This is a genomic window from Streptomyces sp. NPDC037100, assembly GCF_055606225.1.
Genome location: NZ_JBVJSX010000006.1, coordinates 551499 through 566193, shown reverse-complemented (window position 1 = coordinate 566193; position 14695 = coordinate 551499). Strand labels below are relative to the sequence as shown.

Genomic DNA, 14695 nt, shown 5'->3' with positions numbered 1-14695 from the left:
CGTACGCACCACAGGGCGCGCGGACCCGCCGATCCCGGTCGAGTTCAGGCCGAGTTCACGCGACGCGCGTTGACGGGTCACTCCTGTCTCCCTAACTTCACCGTGCGTCTTGCGTCTCGGCCGTCGTTGTCCCTTCGGTTCCGTCCCTGTGTTCCGTGTTGTCGCGTCGTGTTGTCGCGTCGGGTTGTCGCTGAGTGGGAGGAGTCGGCCGTGCGCCGATGTGTCCGGGGGATCCTGGCCGTCCTGGCCCTGTGCGGGTCGCTGGTCCCGGCGGTGTCCGCCCGGGCCGTCGCGGAGGGGCGGGCCGCGCCGGTGCCGCTGGAGCGGCTGTTCGACAACGTGGCCGTCAGCGACGACAGCCGGCCCGCGGAGGCCGACTTCGACGGGTCCGGCGCCTCCCTGTCCGCGCGGGACCTCACCGCCGCGGGCTGGACGCCCGGCCGCGCCCTCATGGTGCAGGGCGCCCGGCTGACCTGGCCGAAGCGGCAGCCGGGCGAGGCGGACAACGTGCGCGCCGCCGGGCAGGACGTCCGGGTCACGGGGCGGGGTGACGCCCTCGCCTTCCTGGTCGCGGGCACCGGCGGCGCGGAGGTGGGCGGCCCGGGGACGGTCACGTACGCGAACGGCTCTCGCTCCGGCTACCGGCTGACCGCACCGGACTGGCGCACCGGGCCGCTCGCGACCAAGGCGGTGGCCCTGCCGCACATCAACACGCCCGGCGGCCAACTCGCCCGGCAGGCACGCCTGTACGTCGTGACGGTGCCGCTGGTCCCGGGGCGCGCGGTGACCTCGGTCCGGCTGCCGAGCGCGGCCGGACTGCATGTCTTCGCGGCGTCGGTGCGAACCGCCACGCGGGGCTGGACGGGCAGCTGGACCACGGCCACGGGCGGCTACGCCGCCGTGGGGCCCTGGTCGGACCGGACACTGCGGCTGGTCGTGCACACATCGGCTGGCGGCCCCCGGGTGCGGGTGCGGTTCGACAACACCTTCGCGTCGGCGCCGGTACGGATCGGCAGCGCCACGGTCGCGGTGCGGGAATCGGGCGCTGCCTCCCGGGACACTCCGGTGGCGTTGGCCTTCGGCGGTGCGGCGGGCGTCGCGATCCCGGCCGGGGGCCAGGCGTACAGCGATCCGCTCGGTTTCGCCGTCCCGGCGGACACCGATCTGCTGGTGAGCTTCCATCTGCCCGGCACGGTGGCCGCGGCGCCGGTGCACGGGCTCGCGCAGCAGCGCTCCTACGTCAGCGAGCCCGGCGATCACGCGGCGGACGGCTCCGCCGCGGCGTACACCTCGGTGATCGCCCGCTGGCCGCTGCTCGCCGGGGTCGACGTGAACGGCGGGCCCGGCTCCGTGGTACTGCTCGGCGACTCGATCACCGACGGCGACAAGTCCACACCGGACGCCAACCGACGCTGGCCGAACGTCCTGGCCGCCCGGCTCCTGAGGCAGAGCACCGTCCCGCGGTACGGCGTGCTGAACCTGGGGGTCTCGGGCAACCGCGTGGTCACCGACCGGTACCCCGGCGACGGGGTCTCCACGGACACGGCCGGCGTGAGCGCCCTGCACCGCTTCGACCGGGACGTCCTCGCCCAGCCGTCGGCGGGTACGGCCGTCGTCTTCGAGGGCGTCAACGACCTGCGGTGGGGAGCCTCCGCGGAGCAGCTGGTCGCGGGGCTGCGGGAGCTCGCGGCGCGGGGGCACGCCAGGGGGCTGAGGATGCTCGCTGCGACGATCCTGCCCTGCGAGGGTGAGGCGCGGTGCACTCCCGCCGTCGACGCCGAGCGGGGCGTGGTGAACGAGTGGATCCGCGACGGCGGGGTCTTCGACGGCGTGCTCGACTTCGACGCGGTGGTCCGTGATCCGCAGCGGCCCTCCCGGATGCTCCCCGCGTACGACAGCGGGGACCATCTGCACCCGGGCGACGCGGGGCTGGCGGCCCTGGCGGACTCGGTCGACCTGGAGCTGTTGCGGTCCTAGACGTCCAGGTCCACGACCACGGGTGCGTGGTCCGACGCGCCCTTGCCCTTGCGTTCCTCACGGTCCACGTACGCGTCGCCGACCGCCTTCGTGAAGGGCGCGTTGCCGTACACCAGGTCGATGCGCATCCCGCGGTTCTTCGGGAAGCACAGCTGGCGGTAGTCCCAGTACGTGAACGGGTGCTCGTACTTGAGGGGACGCGGGACCACGTCCGACAGGCCGGCCTCGCGCAGGGAGGCCAGGGCGGCGCGCTCGGCGGCGGTGACGTGGGTGGAGCCCTCGAAGAAGGCGGGGTCGAAGACGTCGTCGTCCGTCGGCGCCACGTTGTAGTCGCCCATCACCGCGAAGGGGCGGCTGCCCGCGGCGTCGCCGGCGACGGCGGCCTTGAGCGCCTCGAACCACTGGAGCTTGTAGGCGTAGTGGGGGTGGTCCACCTCACGGCCGTTCGGCACGTAGACCGACCAGACGCGGAGCGGGCCGCAGGTCGCCGAGATGGCGCGGGGTTCCACCGAGCCGTCGAAGCCGGGGTCGCCGGGCAGGCCCTTGACGACGTCCTCGATGCCGACGCGGGAGAGCACCGCCACGCCGTTCCACCGGCCGGTCGCGTGGACCGCCGACTCGTAGCCCAGCTCGCGCAGTTGCTCCGACGGGAACTGCTCCTCGGTGACCTTGGCCTCCTGGAGGCACAGCACGTCCGTGCCGCTGCTCTCCAGCCAGGCCAAAAGCCTCGGCAGGCGGGCGGTGATCGAGTTCACGTTCCAGGTCGCGATGCGCATGCCCCACAACCTACCCGGCGGGTCTGACAACGCGGCCCGGTCCACTTGCGGCCTCAGAGCTCGGCGGACTCGCCCGGCCTCAGCCGCAGGTGCTGCGCGCCGCCGAGCTGCCCGATCTGCCGGTCGTAGATCGGTCGGGCCAGGTCGGTGAGGAGGGCGTCGTGGATGTCGTAGGCGCGCTGCGGCTTCAGCTCGCGCACGTAGTCGATGACCTCGGAGATCTTGCTCCAGGGGGCCATGACGGGGAGCATCAGGGTCTCCACCGGGTGGTCGGGAACGGTGAGGGCGTCGCCGGGGTGGAAGACCTTGCCACCGTCCACGAGGTATCCGATGTTGGTGATGCGCGGGATGTCCGGGTGGATCACCGCGTGGAGTTCGCCGTGCACCTGGACGTCGAAACCGGCGGCGGTGAAGGTGTCACCGTGGCCGACGGTGTGGACCCGGCCGGGGAAGGCTGACGAGATCTTCTCCGCAACGGCCTGCAGGGTCCAGATCTCGGCGGCCGGGTTGTGCTCCATCGCGGCCCGCAGCCGCGACTCGTCGAAGTGGTCGGGGTGCTCGTGGGTGACGAGGACCGCGTCGGCGCCGAGCGCGGCGTCCTCCTCGCTGAAGGCGCCGGGGTCGAGGACGAGGGTCCGGCCGGCCTTCTCCAGCCGGACGCAGGCGTGCGACTTCTTCGTGAGCTTCATGGGTCCATCGTGCCGCGCTTCCCGCGGCCTCACTCCTGGGGCGTGGTCTCCTCGCGAATCACCTGTTGGGCCACCTTGAACGCGCTGTTCGCGGCCGGAACGCCGCAGTAGACGGCCGCCTGGAGCAGCACTTCCTTGATCTCGTCCGGGGTGAGGCCGTTGCGCAGGGCGGCTCTGGTGTGGAAGGCCAGCTCGTCCAGATGACCGCCCGCGACCAGGGCGGTCAGGGTGACGCAGCTGCGGGTGCGCCGGTCGAGGCCGGGGCGGTCCCAGATCTCGCCCCAGGCGTACCGGGTGACGAGCTCCTGGAAGTCGCCGGAGAAGTCGTCGGCCTGGGCGAGCGCCCGGTCCACGTGCGCGTCTCCCAGCACCTCGCGGCGGACCTTGATCCCGGCGTCGTACGGGTCGGGCCGCCCCTGGGCCTGCGGCGGTACGGCGACCGGGGCGATCTCGGCGACGGGCCCGGACTGCGGGGGCTGCGGCGGGGCGGGAGACAGGACCGGCTTGAGGGTGGCATGGGGCAGGGCGGTCTGGCCGGTGGAGAACTCGAAGGCGGGCTGCCAGGCGGTGGAGAAGTGCCGGACCAGCAGGTCGGTGACCGCCGCGGGCTGCTCCACCGGGACCAGGTGGGAGGCGCCCGGGACGACGGCGAGACGGGCGTCCGGGATGCCGGCGACCAGCGTGCGGGCCTCGGCGGGGCCGGTGACCTGGTCGTCCGACCCGACCAGGACCAGGGTCGGCACGCCGACCCGCCCGAGTTCGGGGCGGACGTCGAAGGAGGCGAGTGCCTCGCAGGAGGCGATGTAGCAGCCGGGGTCGGTGGTGCGCACCATCTGCACGGCCCACTCGGTGATCGCGGGCTGCGCGGCGGCGAACCCGCCGGTGAACCAGCGCTCGGGCGCGCTGCGGGCGATCGGGTCGAGGCCGTTCGTGCGGACGATCACGCCCCGCTGCCGGAACTCGTCGGCCGTGCCGAAGCGGGGCGAGGCGGCGATCAGTGCGAGCGAGGCGAGCCGCTCCGGGTGGCGCAGGGCCAGTTCGATGCCGACGGCGCCGCCGAGCGCGCAGCCCGCGTAGCCGAAGCGCTGCACGCCGAGCCCTTCGAGGGTGGTCAGCAGCCGCGTGGTGACGTCACCCACGGAGCTCGCCGGGTGTGCGGGAGCTCCGCCGTGGCCGGGCAGGTCGAACCGGAAGACGCGCCACTGCTTGGTCAGCTCGGGGATCTGGCGGTCCCACATGTGCCATGTGGTACCCAGTGAGGGACCCAGGATCAGGACGGGAGCGTCTTCTGGCCCGTCAAAGCGGTATTGCAGGGTGTTCGGTGGTGTCTCGCTCACCCGTCTGAGCCTCTCATCTGTCACGACAGCCCCTATGAGCGGGGTGCTGACCGTAGCTGTTTTATCAGGTGGTAGACCTCCCGGGCCGCGTAGCGTTTGAGGCAGCGGACGATTTCGCGGCGGGTCTTGCCCTCCTTGATCCGGCGCTCGTAGTAGTCCTGGGTGCGCGGGTCGACCCGCAGGCGGGTGAACACGATGCGGTGGAGCGCGGCGTTGGCCTGCCGGTCACCGCCGCGGTTGAGGCGACGGAATTGCCTGCGTCCCGAGGAACGCTCGACAGGGCTGACACCGCACAGCGCGGCGAACGACGCCTCGCTGTCCAGCCGTTCCGGGTTGTCCCCCACCGTGATTAGCAACGTGACCGCCGTGTCCGGGCCGATCCCCACCACGTCGAGCAGCTGCGGGGCATGCCGTTCCACAAGCCGGGTCAGACGAGCCTCCAGGTCGCGGACCTCCTCGGAGAGCTGGCCGATCCGGTGGGCCAGCAGGCCCAGCGTGATCCGGGTGGCCTCCACCACTGACTCCTCGCCGACCTCCTCGCGACCACGCGAATCGGTGAACTGCGCGCAGGTACGGAAGAGTTCGGAATTGCCCAGTCCGGCCAGTTCCTCCCGCAAGACGGGGTCCGCAGTGACGAGTACGGCCTTGAGCTGGTTGATGGCCTGGGTGCGGGCTTTGACGGCCGACGCCTTCGTGAGCTTGTACATTCGCGCGATCTGTACCGGCCCGTCGCCCGTTTTGGCCCGAGCGGAGGCCCGCCCGCTCAACACAGCTCGCGCCGCATTCTGGGCATCGAACGGATCTGACTTGCCACGCCGCCGGCGATCCGCCCGGTCCATCCAGTTCACGTCGAACACGTCCACACCCTGGGCCAGCAGATAGCGGGACAGGGACGCTCCATAGGAGCCGGTCCCCTCCGCCCCGGCCCGCCTCACGGCTCCCGACTTCCTGGCCCGCTTCAGCAGATCACGGTATCCAGCCGCGGTGGCCGGGAACTCGTCGGTGGCAAGGGCTGCCCCTGTCACTGAGAGCACCGCAGCCACGTGCGCATCCCTGTGCGTATCCACTCTCAGAACCACCTCCTCTGCCGGGCTGCGACGGCCGGTCTTGGGAGCAGGCGACGTACTGGGCACGGTCGAACCAGACATGCCCGTTCCTCTCCTCCCGTCCGATACCACGTCGCGTTGCCGGTACCGGGCCGCGTCAGACGGTCAGAATCGTGAGGACGCCACAACTATCGACAGGCCCCTATCGGGACACACCCCGCCGACCCGGCACCGACAACGCACCATCCCCGACCACCGGCCGACACTGTGACACCAGGACACTTCGGTCAGAAATACCATGAGTCAGACCATGGGCCCGGGGCAGCACCCGCCCATCCTCCCGCCCCCATCTCACCACCACTCAGGAACCGCAGGACATGCTCAATCCCCTTCACGCAACACCCCGAACCTGATCCCGACCGAGCGCAACAGCACGTAAAGGCAAGCAGTGCGATCAGAGGTCACCAGCGGCAAGAGTGGGGAACCTGGGCGCTTTTAGCATGCGCCGGGCCAGCTCCGGCTTGGTCGCCACCTGCGCTGCTCGCTCGGGCGGGACGCCCTGCTCCGCGCAGCGGGCCTGGTGCTCGGCGGTGGTGCCGGCCCAGCCCTCGCCGAGGTAGAGCTCGCGGTCGATCAAAGTCCTGCCCCGGCTGGATCCGCACGAGAGGTGCACGCTGACCTGGGCGTTCTCGACCCGGCCCGCGGTTCCGGTGTACTGCCGCTGCACGCCCGCGCTCTTGGCACCCTTCTTCAAGTCGCCAGTCTCGTCTGCGATCAGCACCGCGTCCTGGTCGACCAAGGCGGCGACAGCGTAGTCCCGCACCCGGTCCCGCAGATCGTCCGCGTCCCACGCGGCCTTGGCCAGGAAGCCCTGAAGCCGGTCGGGGTTCGGTTGCCCGGCCGCCTCCGCGAGGTGCCACACGTCTTGCGCGGCACGTCGCTCAGCAACCCGCGCACCATCGCCCGCAGGTTCTCCCGCGACGCCGGACGCGCGAACACGTCGTCCAGCGCCGCACACAGCTCCTCCGACTCCCGCTCCAGCAAACGGATATCGGCCTCGTCCAGCTCACCCGTCCGCACCACCACCCGGCTGCAGCATTAATCCCACGAACGGAGCAACGAGCCAACCGCCGTCACGTCACGTGAACAACCGGCTGTAGTACTAGTCTGCGGTTCCTCGGAGGATGGGGGCATGGCATGTGGCAGCGGGGGATTTGGGTGGTCGTGCTCGGCGCGGCCCTGGTGGTCCTCGCCGGCTGCGGTTCCCAAACCGCCGAGACCGATGAGGCGGCGACAGGCGCGGCCACGGCCTCCGCGTGGACGCTCGCCGTTCCGATTCGCATCGACGGTGTCCGTACCGCCGACGGCGGCCAGTCTCTGGTGGTCGATGCCGAAGTGCCCGACGGGGCACGCGACTGCGTGCGCAGCCTGCGCGGTGAGCTCGACACCGTCGAGCACGGCACGGTATACGCGAAGGTCACGTACGAGACCCGTTCCCTGGACCAGGACTCCGGCTGCACCGGCACGCGGCGGGTCAAAGCGACGGTGAAGCTGGGCGAGCCCCTGGGCTCCCGGAGGGTCATGGTGAACAGCATGGACGTGTACACCCCCGTCGGTGCCACGCCACCCGCTCTGCGGCAGTGCGGTGAGAACGGCTGCGACCCCACGCCGCCGCGTTGCACCTCGTCCTCGTACGGGCAGGCGGTCAACGACACGGACATCCCCAAGCACACGAGTTGGCAGGAACGCGGCTGCGACGACACGTGGCTGGTGCTGGACCTGTCGACCCGGATGGGGCCGGCGTGCGGTGACGCCGACGACGGATGCTCCTCCTCTGGTGTCTCCCGGCGCTGGTTCTACCGGGCCGAGTCCTCGGGCTGGCGGCCGGTCGCCACGAACGGCGATGCGGGGTGCGCCGGGATCCACAAAGTCCTGCCGGAATTGCCCGAGCACCTTTGTGCGTCGCTGCCGCGGCTCGACCACGGCTGATCCCCCGAGCCTGCGGCTGCTTGGCTGCTTGAGCAGGATCATTTTGCGGAGCAGATCGAATCCGGCCCGCCCATAGAGCTGCCTTTTGACCCTCTTCCTCCGATTCACGGCACCCTCGAGACCCTCTGAGCTCCAGTGGAGACTCAGCCGGGCGACCACGGCTTCCAGATCATGGGTCAACCCGCGGGAGAAAGTGCGCAAAACAGGCGTAAGGCAGACATCAGAGTCAGCGCTTCTTACAGAAAACCCGGGTAGACGACGGTGACCAGGGTCGAGCTGGCGATGAGCATCGCTGGGTAGCCGAAGAGCTGGCGGAGCTCGGGCATGTGGTCAAAGTTCATGCCATAGATACAGGCGACGGCGATTGGGATGGGGATCAGGGCGGCGGCAGCGCTGATGCGGAGCAGGTCGAGGTTCTGCTGGAGGCTGGTCTGGGCGAGGGCCACGGTCAGGGCGTTGTCGACGAGTTCGGTAGGAAGGTGACGCGTTCTGCGGCCTGAGTGGTGGGGACCTCGGCTCGAGCGAAGCCGAGAGTTGGGGGAGGTCGGCAATGTCCTGGAAGTAGACGGCCAACACCTTGTCCACGCCGGGGACGCGGCGTCCGGCGAGGTCGCGCAGCGGCGCGACGGTGCGCCGGAGCTCGACGAGTTCGCGTTTGAGCTGGTAGACGCGGCCGACGTCATGGCCTGCGTCCAAGGAGAAAGCGTCGTTCGCGACCTCGTCGGCATCGGCCTCCAGCGCGGTGACGACATCGAGGTACTGATCGACGACCGTGTCGGCGATGGCATGCAGGACGCCCATGCGCGAGACGTGCCATGACTCGCTCCTCTCAAATGATCGAGTCCCTACCGAACCCGGAACGGTTCACCCACCGACTGGAGGAGTTGCTGACCGAGCCTGCACAGACCGCCACAGAGCCCGTACAGACAGCCACACAGCCTGCCGCACGACGACCCGCGCCCCGCCGAAATCCGCGGGCGCCACCCCCGCCCGCCAGGCAGAATCGCCCTCATGTCCCAGCGCGCCGAACACCTGCTCGCAGCCGTCGACCGACTCTCCTACCCGCACCGCATGCGTGAGCTGGCCTCCGCTGCCCGGTGCGCCGCGGCAGAGGGGGCGGTCGACGAGCTTGTGACCGGGCTCGCCGCCCACGGCGTCCACGGGCGGCGGCTCGCCGCCACCGTGGCGGACATGGTGCGCCACGACGCGTATCTGGAGGGCTGCCTCGCGGACCCCGACCGCCTCGTCCGCGCCCCCGCGATCAGGGCGCTGCAGCAGGGGCGGCTTACGGACGCCGCCGTGATCGAGGCCATCGAGGACGCGCCGGCCGCCGTGCGGCAGCAGCTCGTGCACGCCATCGCCGTGGCGGGGCGTACGGGCCTCGCCACGGCGCTGGTCGAGCCGACGTACCGGCGATGGGGCGCCGAGGCCGCCGCGGTACTGCTCGCCGCCTGCACGGCAGAGACCGCCGCTCGGCTGCTGCCCCGCCTGTTCCGCGGACTGAGCTCCTACCGGCTGCTCGCCGCCCGCCATCCCGCTCTGCTGCTCGCCGAGATGGAGCGGCAGCTCGACACCCTCCCCGCCGTCGTACGGGACGGCTGGCTGGCGTCCCACGCGGACGCGCTCGCGCTCCTCGCCGAACGGGATCCGCTCGGCGTGCTGGCTGTGCTCGAGCGTTACGAGACGCTGCCGATGCCCGTGGACCGCAAGCTGCACCTCCTGGTCGAGGCGGATCCCGGCCGCACGGTGCGGCTGCTGCTACGCCCGAAGCTGCGGTCCCGGCTGAACAGCGGCCACCTCGAACCCGCCGTGCTGCGCCGCCTCGTCCGCCACGTCCCGGCGGAACTCACCGACCTCGCCTGCGCCTGGAACGACAACGCAGCCGCTCTCGCCCGGCTGCTGGCCTGCCTGCCGCCCTCCCGCCGCGGCGCCCTGTTCGACGCGGCGATGGAGGGCAAGGACCTCGCCCACGCGGACCTCAGCCCGGCCCTGCTCGACGTACTGCCGTACGAGCGGCGCACTGCCGAGGCTCGGCGGATAGCGACGCTGGCCCGCGGCAGGGGCGCGCACTGGACGCAGATACTGACGGCAGCCGCCTATCTGCCCCCGGACGAGGTCCGTGACGACCTTCTCACCGCCGTCCGCCGCTCCGCCGCGGACGACCGCGCCACGGCGTACCCACTGCTCGTCCGCAACGCGGCACGCTCCCGCGACCCACAGGAAGTGAGCCGGTTGCTGCGTGCGCTGCTGCGGCTGCGCAATGAACAGGAGCCGGTCCGCAGCGCCGCACTCTCCGCACTGGCGGAGATGCGCCCTTCGCTGTTCGCGGAGGACGCCGCCGAGGACCTCGGACGAATCGCCATCGACGCCGTCGAAGCCCGCGACTCCTCCTGGAGCACCCGTCACGCGCTCAGCACGCTCGCCCTGTCCGTGCTGCGCGAGCACGCTGTCACGGGCGGCAGGCGGCTCATCGGCTGGGCCCTCGACACCCTCACCCGGCTGTCCGGCCACACCGGCGGCGCGAACGTCGGCCGCCTCGACGTCGTGCTGCGACGCGGCCAGGAGTACGCGGTGCTGGCGGCGCTACAGCCGTGGCTGGAGGCCGCCACCGACAAGGCCGACTACTCGCTCGTCTTCGCCCTCGTACGGGCACTCGGGCGGCGCGCGTGGGGGATGGCCGAACTCCAGGAGTACCTGTGGCAGGCCGTCCAGTTCGGAACCGACGCGTCCGTCCGCACCGCCGTCGACCTCTGGCTGGAGCAGCCGAAGGGGCGCGACGAGCGGGTGGAGCGGATCGTGCGGTTGGAGCCGTCCGCCGCCGTCCTGCCGTCCGTTCTGAGAGTCCTGACGGGGCGGCGTACGGACCTACTCGACCTGTTGCTGGCGGACACCCCACCGTACGGCCGCTTCCTGACCGCCCGCAGCCACTGGACGCCACCCACCTACCAGGCCCACCGCTGGGTGCCGCGCCAGCAGCGGGCGGCGGCGGAGCTGCTCGCGCGCACGGCGGGCGACGCGGGGCAACCGGTGCATGTGCGCGTCCAGGCCCTCTCGGCGGCGGCAGTGATCCCGGAGGCGGGCCTGGAAGTCGTCCGCCGCTACACGGGATCGTCGAACGTCCCGCTGGCGGAGGCGGCCCTCGGCGCACTGCCGTGGACCGACCGCCCCGACGAGGTGCTGCCGCTGCTGCTGGAGCACGCGGGCGGCGACCGCGCCCGGGTCGCGATCTACGCGGCGACGCGGGCCGCGCAGTACGTCGCGCCGCCGCGACTCGCCACAGAGCTCCGCAGGCTGCTCACGCCGAAGAACCCGCGGACGGTGAAGGTCACAGGCCGCAAGGAGGCGGTGCGCCTCGCGGCGACGATGCTGCCCCCGGCGCAGGCGGCGCCGCTGCTGCGGGAGGCGTTCGAGCTGCCCGGGCAGCACCACGACGTGCAGTCGGTGTGCGTCGCGTTTACCCAGGGGATGCTGGCGGAGCCGGCCAGCTGGCCCATGCTGGAGTCAGCCGCGCAGGGACGCACGGAGCTCCGCCAGACGCTGGCACGGGCGGCCGTGGCCGAGGTAGACGAGGAGCATCGGGCCAGGTACGCAGGGCTGCTGCATCGCGCCTGCGAGCCGCTCGAACCGGAAACGGCTGCGGCGCTGTTCCCGGCGCTGGCGGAATGGGCGCCGTGGCAGCCGGAGATCGCCGAGATGCTGGTGGCCGCCACCACGGACCTTGCCGATCGGGCGGTGTGGGCGATGGCCGGGCAGGAGCTGGTGGAGCTCGCGGCGGACGACGACGGCCCGTATCTTCGGGCCCTGCGGGCGATGCTGGAAGCCACAGGAGACCCGGACCAGCCCGACGCCGAGCCCGAACGCGACCAGCCGGCCCGGCAGCGGGTTACGGCCCTGCTGCACCACCTCCTGCTCCACCACCGCTACCGGGGCGGGGGCCGGCCGACGGTGGACGTGCTGCTGCGCGCGGCCGACACCGCTGCCGGGCACGAGGATTTCGCGCGCTCCGTCGCCGAACTCCGGCTGTATGCCCTCGAACTGAACAAGGATGCCACCGCGCTGTCGTCGGGCCTGCGCCGATTGGCTGCCGACTGCGAAGGACGTCCGCTGCTCGCCCGGGACATCGCCGAAGGGATCAGCTCGCGGCTCAGCACGATCAGCGGCCCCGCGCCAGACGCCTGGTTGGAGACCGCCCGCACGCTGGGTGCGGAACCGGGCCTGGCCCAGGGCCTGTTCGCCATCAGGCTCACCGTCTCCGGCGGCAGTCGCTCTCGGTGGACGGAGCCGTGGCGCGGCCAGCTCCGCACCCTGCGCCGGCACGCACACCCCGACGTCCGCGCGTCGGCACGCGAGACGGTCACGGCACGGGAGGCGCCGCCGTCGGTTCCAGGGACGATCCAGTGGTGACCCTGGGCCCGCGCGGTGGCGCCGGCCGGTGGCCGCCAGGCCCTGATCGCCCTGCTGCAGGCGGTCGAGGCCCGTCAGCTCAGCCCTGCCGCGCCCACTGACTGACCGCGCACTGCGCCCGCATCTGGCCGGGCTCTCACCTCGTCCCGGCCTCAAGTGGTCCAGAAGCTCCTCACGGTGTGGACTTTCCGACACGGAGGAAGTCATGGACACGTCACTCGTCGCAGAGAGTTGGCGAGGCGCCCTGACTTAAAAGAAGTGCTTGCGTCCACCGACCGCGCGACCGGTCGCACCCAGGATCCACAGGATGGCGCCAACCAGAATGAGGATGCCACCGATCGTCGTCAGCAGACCCATGCCGACAAGCATGCCGATGATCAGCAGAATAAGCCCAAGAATGATCATTTTAAACCCCATCGTCAATTCCGGCTCAGGCGCGTGTGCGTATGAGCTTCACAAGGGTCTGAGTTCGTCCCTTGGTGGGTAGATCCCGACCAGTTCCGAATGCCAGGACCTCGGTGCGATAGCCCTTGTGCCCGGCGACACGGTATTCACGCCCTCCTTCGAAACTTCGTTCAGTACGCCATCTCCTCGACCGTCCTCTGCTCGGAAGGTCCTTCCACCCCGGACCGGTTTGGACGTTGGTGACGGAGACACCGGGCAGCGGCGCCTGCGGGCAGGTCCTCAGGTTCAAGGGCTTCTTCACCCTCGCCAGCCGGCCCTGGGTGACGGGACTGTGGCCGCAGGCCGGTTCGGTGGCTCGCTTCGAGCCTTCCTCTGCTCGTGACACCGCCAGCCCTTATGCGCAGGAACTCGTCTTCATCGGCACCCAGATGGACGCGGAGCTGCTGCGGGCCGACCAGAACGGCTGCCTCATACAGGAAGGCGAGCTCTGCCCGCTTCCGATCCCTTCCCTGCCTGGGACACCTACGGCTCCTGCGAGAGCTGCGCGCATGAGCACGACCCCCTCACCACGGTGACGGGGCACTGAAACTCCGGGTCGGCCGGTGGTCGCAGCCACGGCGGAGCTTCAGTGGTCCCTGGCACGAGACTTTTCTGGCGCCAGCCCCGCCCTGCCTCCCCGCGGGGTTCCGTCGTCTCACGGCTGCAATGTTGACAGCGGATGCGATCGCAAATCCGTCGTCCCCACAAGCAACGCAGGAACCTGACTGAGTGAGGAGCCGAACGCGTCCTGTGCGCCAGCGCGTTCGACCTCACGGCGAAGCCGCACCGGAGTGCTCCGGTGCGGCTTCGCCGTCTCACGGATCCGCGCAGAGATCCCGCCCGGACGGACCTCGGTGGGGTCTCGCCGTATCACCCGCGTATCACACAGCCATCACCAACTGGTCAGACCCTCCCGGACCAAGAGGCTCTGACCTGCAATTCCATCCCGCACTGGACTGGCATAGACGTACCTGGACGGTCTCTACAACCTGTGCCATGTGGTACCCAGGGACGGCCCCAAGATCAGGACGGGTAGGTGTTCTGGTCCGTCGAAGCGGTATTGCAGCGTTGAGGTCTGGGCCTCACTCACAAGATCACACCTTCATCTGTCACGATCTGTCACACACTCCCCGCGAGACCTCCCCATGTCTCCGCTGCTGGAAGCAGGTCGGCCGCGTCCGGCTTCACGTACCACTTCTTCGTCGTCGTCACGTCGGTGTGCCCGGCTCGCATGGCAAGCAGGTGATCCGGCACGCCGCTGCCGGCGAGGTACGTCAAGCAAGACGCTCGGGCATCGTACAGACGGGCCCTGCGGAGGCTGTTTGCGTCCATGACCTTGTACGCACGGACACGCACTGCCGCCCGTTCGGCACCGCATCGAGTTCATTCACGACCGCATACCCGCTCTCGTGCGCGCGCCTGGAGAACGCGGCTGGTGCGCGCACACCGCGTCATGCCGAAGGAATGCGAAACTCGAATTCGGGACGGTCCCACGGCACGGCGGGCGGGTATGCGAGCGCGGTCCCGGTGCGCACCGCACCCACGCGATGGTAGAAGCCCGCGGCGGGAAGATGCGACACGACCTTGACACGGTCGAGCCCGGCGGCACGGGCCTCGGACTGCATGTGCGCAACGAGCAGTCGTCCGATACCCCGTCCTTGCGCATCGTCGGCGACGAACAGCAGATCGAGCTCCGGTGGAGCGAGGACGAGCGAGTAGAACCCGAGGACCCGGCCTCCCTGCTCGTCGGCGCCGACGGCTACGAAGGCGCGGTGGGCCTCGATGTAATCAGGACCGACCCGGTAGCCCTCGACCGCGGCTGCGTACTTGCCCTCGTAGGCACCTGAGCCGCGCACCAGCCGCGTGAGCCGTTTGGCATCCCGCGCGACGGCCCTCCGTATCGTGATCGGTCGGCCGATCGGGGAAGTGCGTGAACTCATCGGGAAAGTATGTCGCACCGAGGTTGCCCCAGGATGTTCCTCGGCGGGGCCTCGCCGTCTCACCCGCTGTCACGGAGAGATCACACACGCACT

Annotated in this window: 11 protein-coding genes and 2 pseudogenes; 4 read left to right on the top strand and 9 right to left on the bottom strand. The window is 70.6% G+C overall.

Annotation, left to right across the window (positions count from 1 at the left end; translation table 11 throughout):
• Positions 1 to 210: 210 nt before the first annotated feature.
• Positions 211 to 1977 carry an SGNH/GDSL hydrolase family protein gene (locus tag ACZ7EG_RS22825; RefSeq protein ID WP_471081722.1) on the top strand — a complete coding sequence of 589 codons (1767 nt, stop codon included), beginning with the start codon at positions 211 to 213 and terminating at the stop codon, positions 1975 to 1977.
• Here the strand turns inward: ACZ7EG_RS22825 and ACZ7EG_RS22820 are convergent.
• The 5 genes from ACZ7EG_RS22820 to ACZ7EG_RS22800 form a co-directional block, all read right to left on the bottom strand.
• Positions 1974 to 2753: an exodeoxyribonuclease III gene (locus tag ACZ7EG_RS22820; RefSeq protein WP_471081719.1), complete on the bottom strand. Its 780-nt coding sequence runs from the start codon at positions 2751 to 2753 to the stop codon at positions 1974 to 1976. The two genes, ACZ7EG_RS22825 and ACZ7EG_RS22820, sit on opposite strands and share 4 nt — an antisense overlap.
• A 53-nt stretch (positions 2754 to 2806) precedes the next feature.
• Positions 2807 to 3442: an MBL fold metallo-hydrolase gene (locus ACZ7EG_RS22815; RefSeq protein ID WP_471081716.1), complete on the bottom strand. Its 636-nt coding sequence runs from the start codon at positions 3440 to 3442 to the stop codon at positions 2807 to 2809.
• 29 nt (positions 3443 to 3471) lie between these two features.
• Positions 3472 to 4779, bottom strand: a complete 1308-nt coding sequence (gene pcaDC / locus ACZ7EG_RS22810; RefSeq protein WP_471081714.1) for a bifunctional 3-oxoadipate enol-lactonase/4-carboxymuconolactone decarboxylase PcaDC — start codon at positions 4777 to 4779, stop codon at positions 3472 to 3474.
• A gap of 32 nt (positions 4780 to 4811) precedes the next feature.
• Positions 4812 to 5912 carry an IS110 family RNA-guided transposase gene (locus tag ACZ7EG_RS22805; protein ID WP_471081907.1) on the bottom strand — a complete coding sequence of 367 codons (1101 nt, stop codon included), beginning with the start codon at positions 5910 to 5912 and terminating at the stop codon, positions 4812 to 4814.
• 367 nt (positions 5913 to 6279) lie between these two features.
• Positions 6280 to 6747, bottom strand: coding sequence for an IS701 family transposase (locus ACZ7EG_RS22800; protein WP_471081711.1), 468 nt, complete (start codon positions 6745 to 6747; stop codon positions 6280 to 6282).
• 275 nt (positions 6748 to 7022) lie between these two features.
• Here ACZ7EG_RS22800 and ACZ7EG_RS22795 point away from each other — a divergent pair, with 275 nt between their 5' ends.
• Entirely contained in the window at positions 7023 to 7814 is a 792-nt protein-coding gene (locus tag ACZ7EG_RS22795) for a hypothetical protein (RefSeq protein ID WP_471081708.1), read from the top strand.
• 236 nt (positions 7815 to 8050) lie between these two features.
• Here the strand turns inward: ACZ7EG_RS22795 and ACZ7EG_RS22790 are convergent, their stop codons facing one another.
• Together ACZ7EG_RS22790 and ACZ7EG_RS22785 are read right to left on the bottom strand one after the other, a co-directional pair.
• A complete protein-coding gene (locus tag ACZ7EG_RS22790) occupies positions 8051 to 8497 on the bottom strand; it encodes a CorA family divalent cation transporter (RefSeq protein ID WP_471081904.1) in 447 nt (148 codons plus the stop codon).
• Positions 8478 to 8615 (bottom strand): annotated as a pseudogene (locus ACZ7EG_RS22785) (magnesium transporter CorA); the annotation flags it as partial. The gene ACZ7EG_RS22790 and the pseudogene ACZ7EG_RS22785, both read right to left, overlap by 20 nt.
• Before the next feature lie 210 nt (positions 8616 to 8825).
• Between ACZ7EG_RS22785 and ACZ7EG_RS22780 the strand changes: the two are divergent.
• Positions 8826 to 12218, top strand: a complete 3393-nt coding sequence (locus ACZ7EG_RS22780; RefSeq protein ID WP_471081705.1) for a hypothetical protein — start codon at positions 8826 to 8828, stop codon at positions 12216 to 12218.
• Between the two features lie 249 nt (positions 12219 to 12467).
• Here ACZ7EG_RS22780 and ACZ7EG_RS22775 read toward each other — a convergent pair whose 3' ends face one another.
• Positions 12468 to 12623: a hypothetical protein gene (locus ACZ7EG_RS22775; protein WP_093436216.1), complete on the bottom strand. Its 156-nt coding sequence runs from the start codon at positions 12621 to 12623 to the stop codon at positions 12468 to 12470.
• Positions 12624 to 12794: 171 nt separating this feature from the next.
• Between ACZ7EG_RS22775 and ACZ7EG_RS22770 the strand changes: the two are divergent.
• A pseudogene (locus tag ACZ7EG_RS22770) lies at positions 12795 to 13209 on the top strand (CobW C-terminal domain-containing protein); the annotation flags it as partial.
• Positions 13210 to 14113: 904 nt separating this feature from the next.
• Here the strand turns inward: ACZ7EG_RS22770 and ACZ7EG_RS22765 are convergent.
• On the bottom strand, positions 14114 to 14602 hold the full coding sequence (locus tag ACZ7EG_RS22765) for a GNAT family N-acetyltransferase (RefSeq protein ID WP_471081702.1): 489 nt from the start codon (positions 14600 to 14602) through the stop codon (positions 14114 to 14116).
• Between the last annotated feature and the right edge of the window lie 93 nt (positions 14603 to 14695).

Bases quoted from the DNA above. Each gene is read 5' to 3' on its own strand.
- ACZ7EG_RS22820 (WP_471081719.1), bottom strand. From the start codon at position 2,753: ATGCGCATCGCGACCTGGAACGTGAACTCGATCACCGCCCGCCTGCCG.
- ACZ7EG_RS22790 (WP_471081904.1), bottom strand. From the start codon at position 8,497: ATGACGTCGGCCGCGTCTACCAGCTCAAACGCGAACTCGTCGAGCTCC.
- ACZ7EG_RS22775 (WP_093436216.1), bottom strand. From the start codon at position 12,623: ATGATCATTCTTGGGCTTATTCTGCTGATCATCGGCATGCTTGTCGGC.
- ACZ7EG_RS22795 (WP_471081708.1), top strand. From the start codon at position 7,023: ATGTGGCAGCGGGGGATTTGGGTGGTCGTGCTCGGCGCGGCCCTGGTG.
- ACZ7EG_RS22815 (WP_471081716.1), bottom strand. From the start codon at position 3,442: ATGAAGCTCACGAAGAAGTCGCACGCCTGCGTCCGGCTGGAGAAGGCC.
- ACZ7EG_RS22765 (WP_471081702.1), bottom strand. From the start codon at position 14,602: ATGAGTTCACGCACTTCCCCGATCGGCCGACCGATCACGATACGGAGG.
- ACZ7EG_RS22780 (WP_471081705.1), top strand. From the start codon at position 8,826: ATGTCCCAGCGCGCCGAACACCTGCTCGCAGCCGTCGACCGACTCTCC.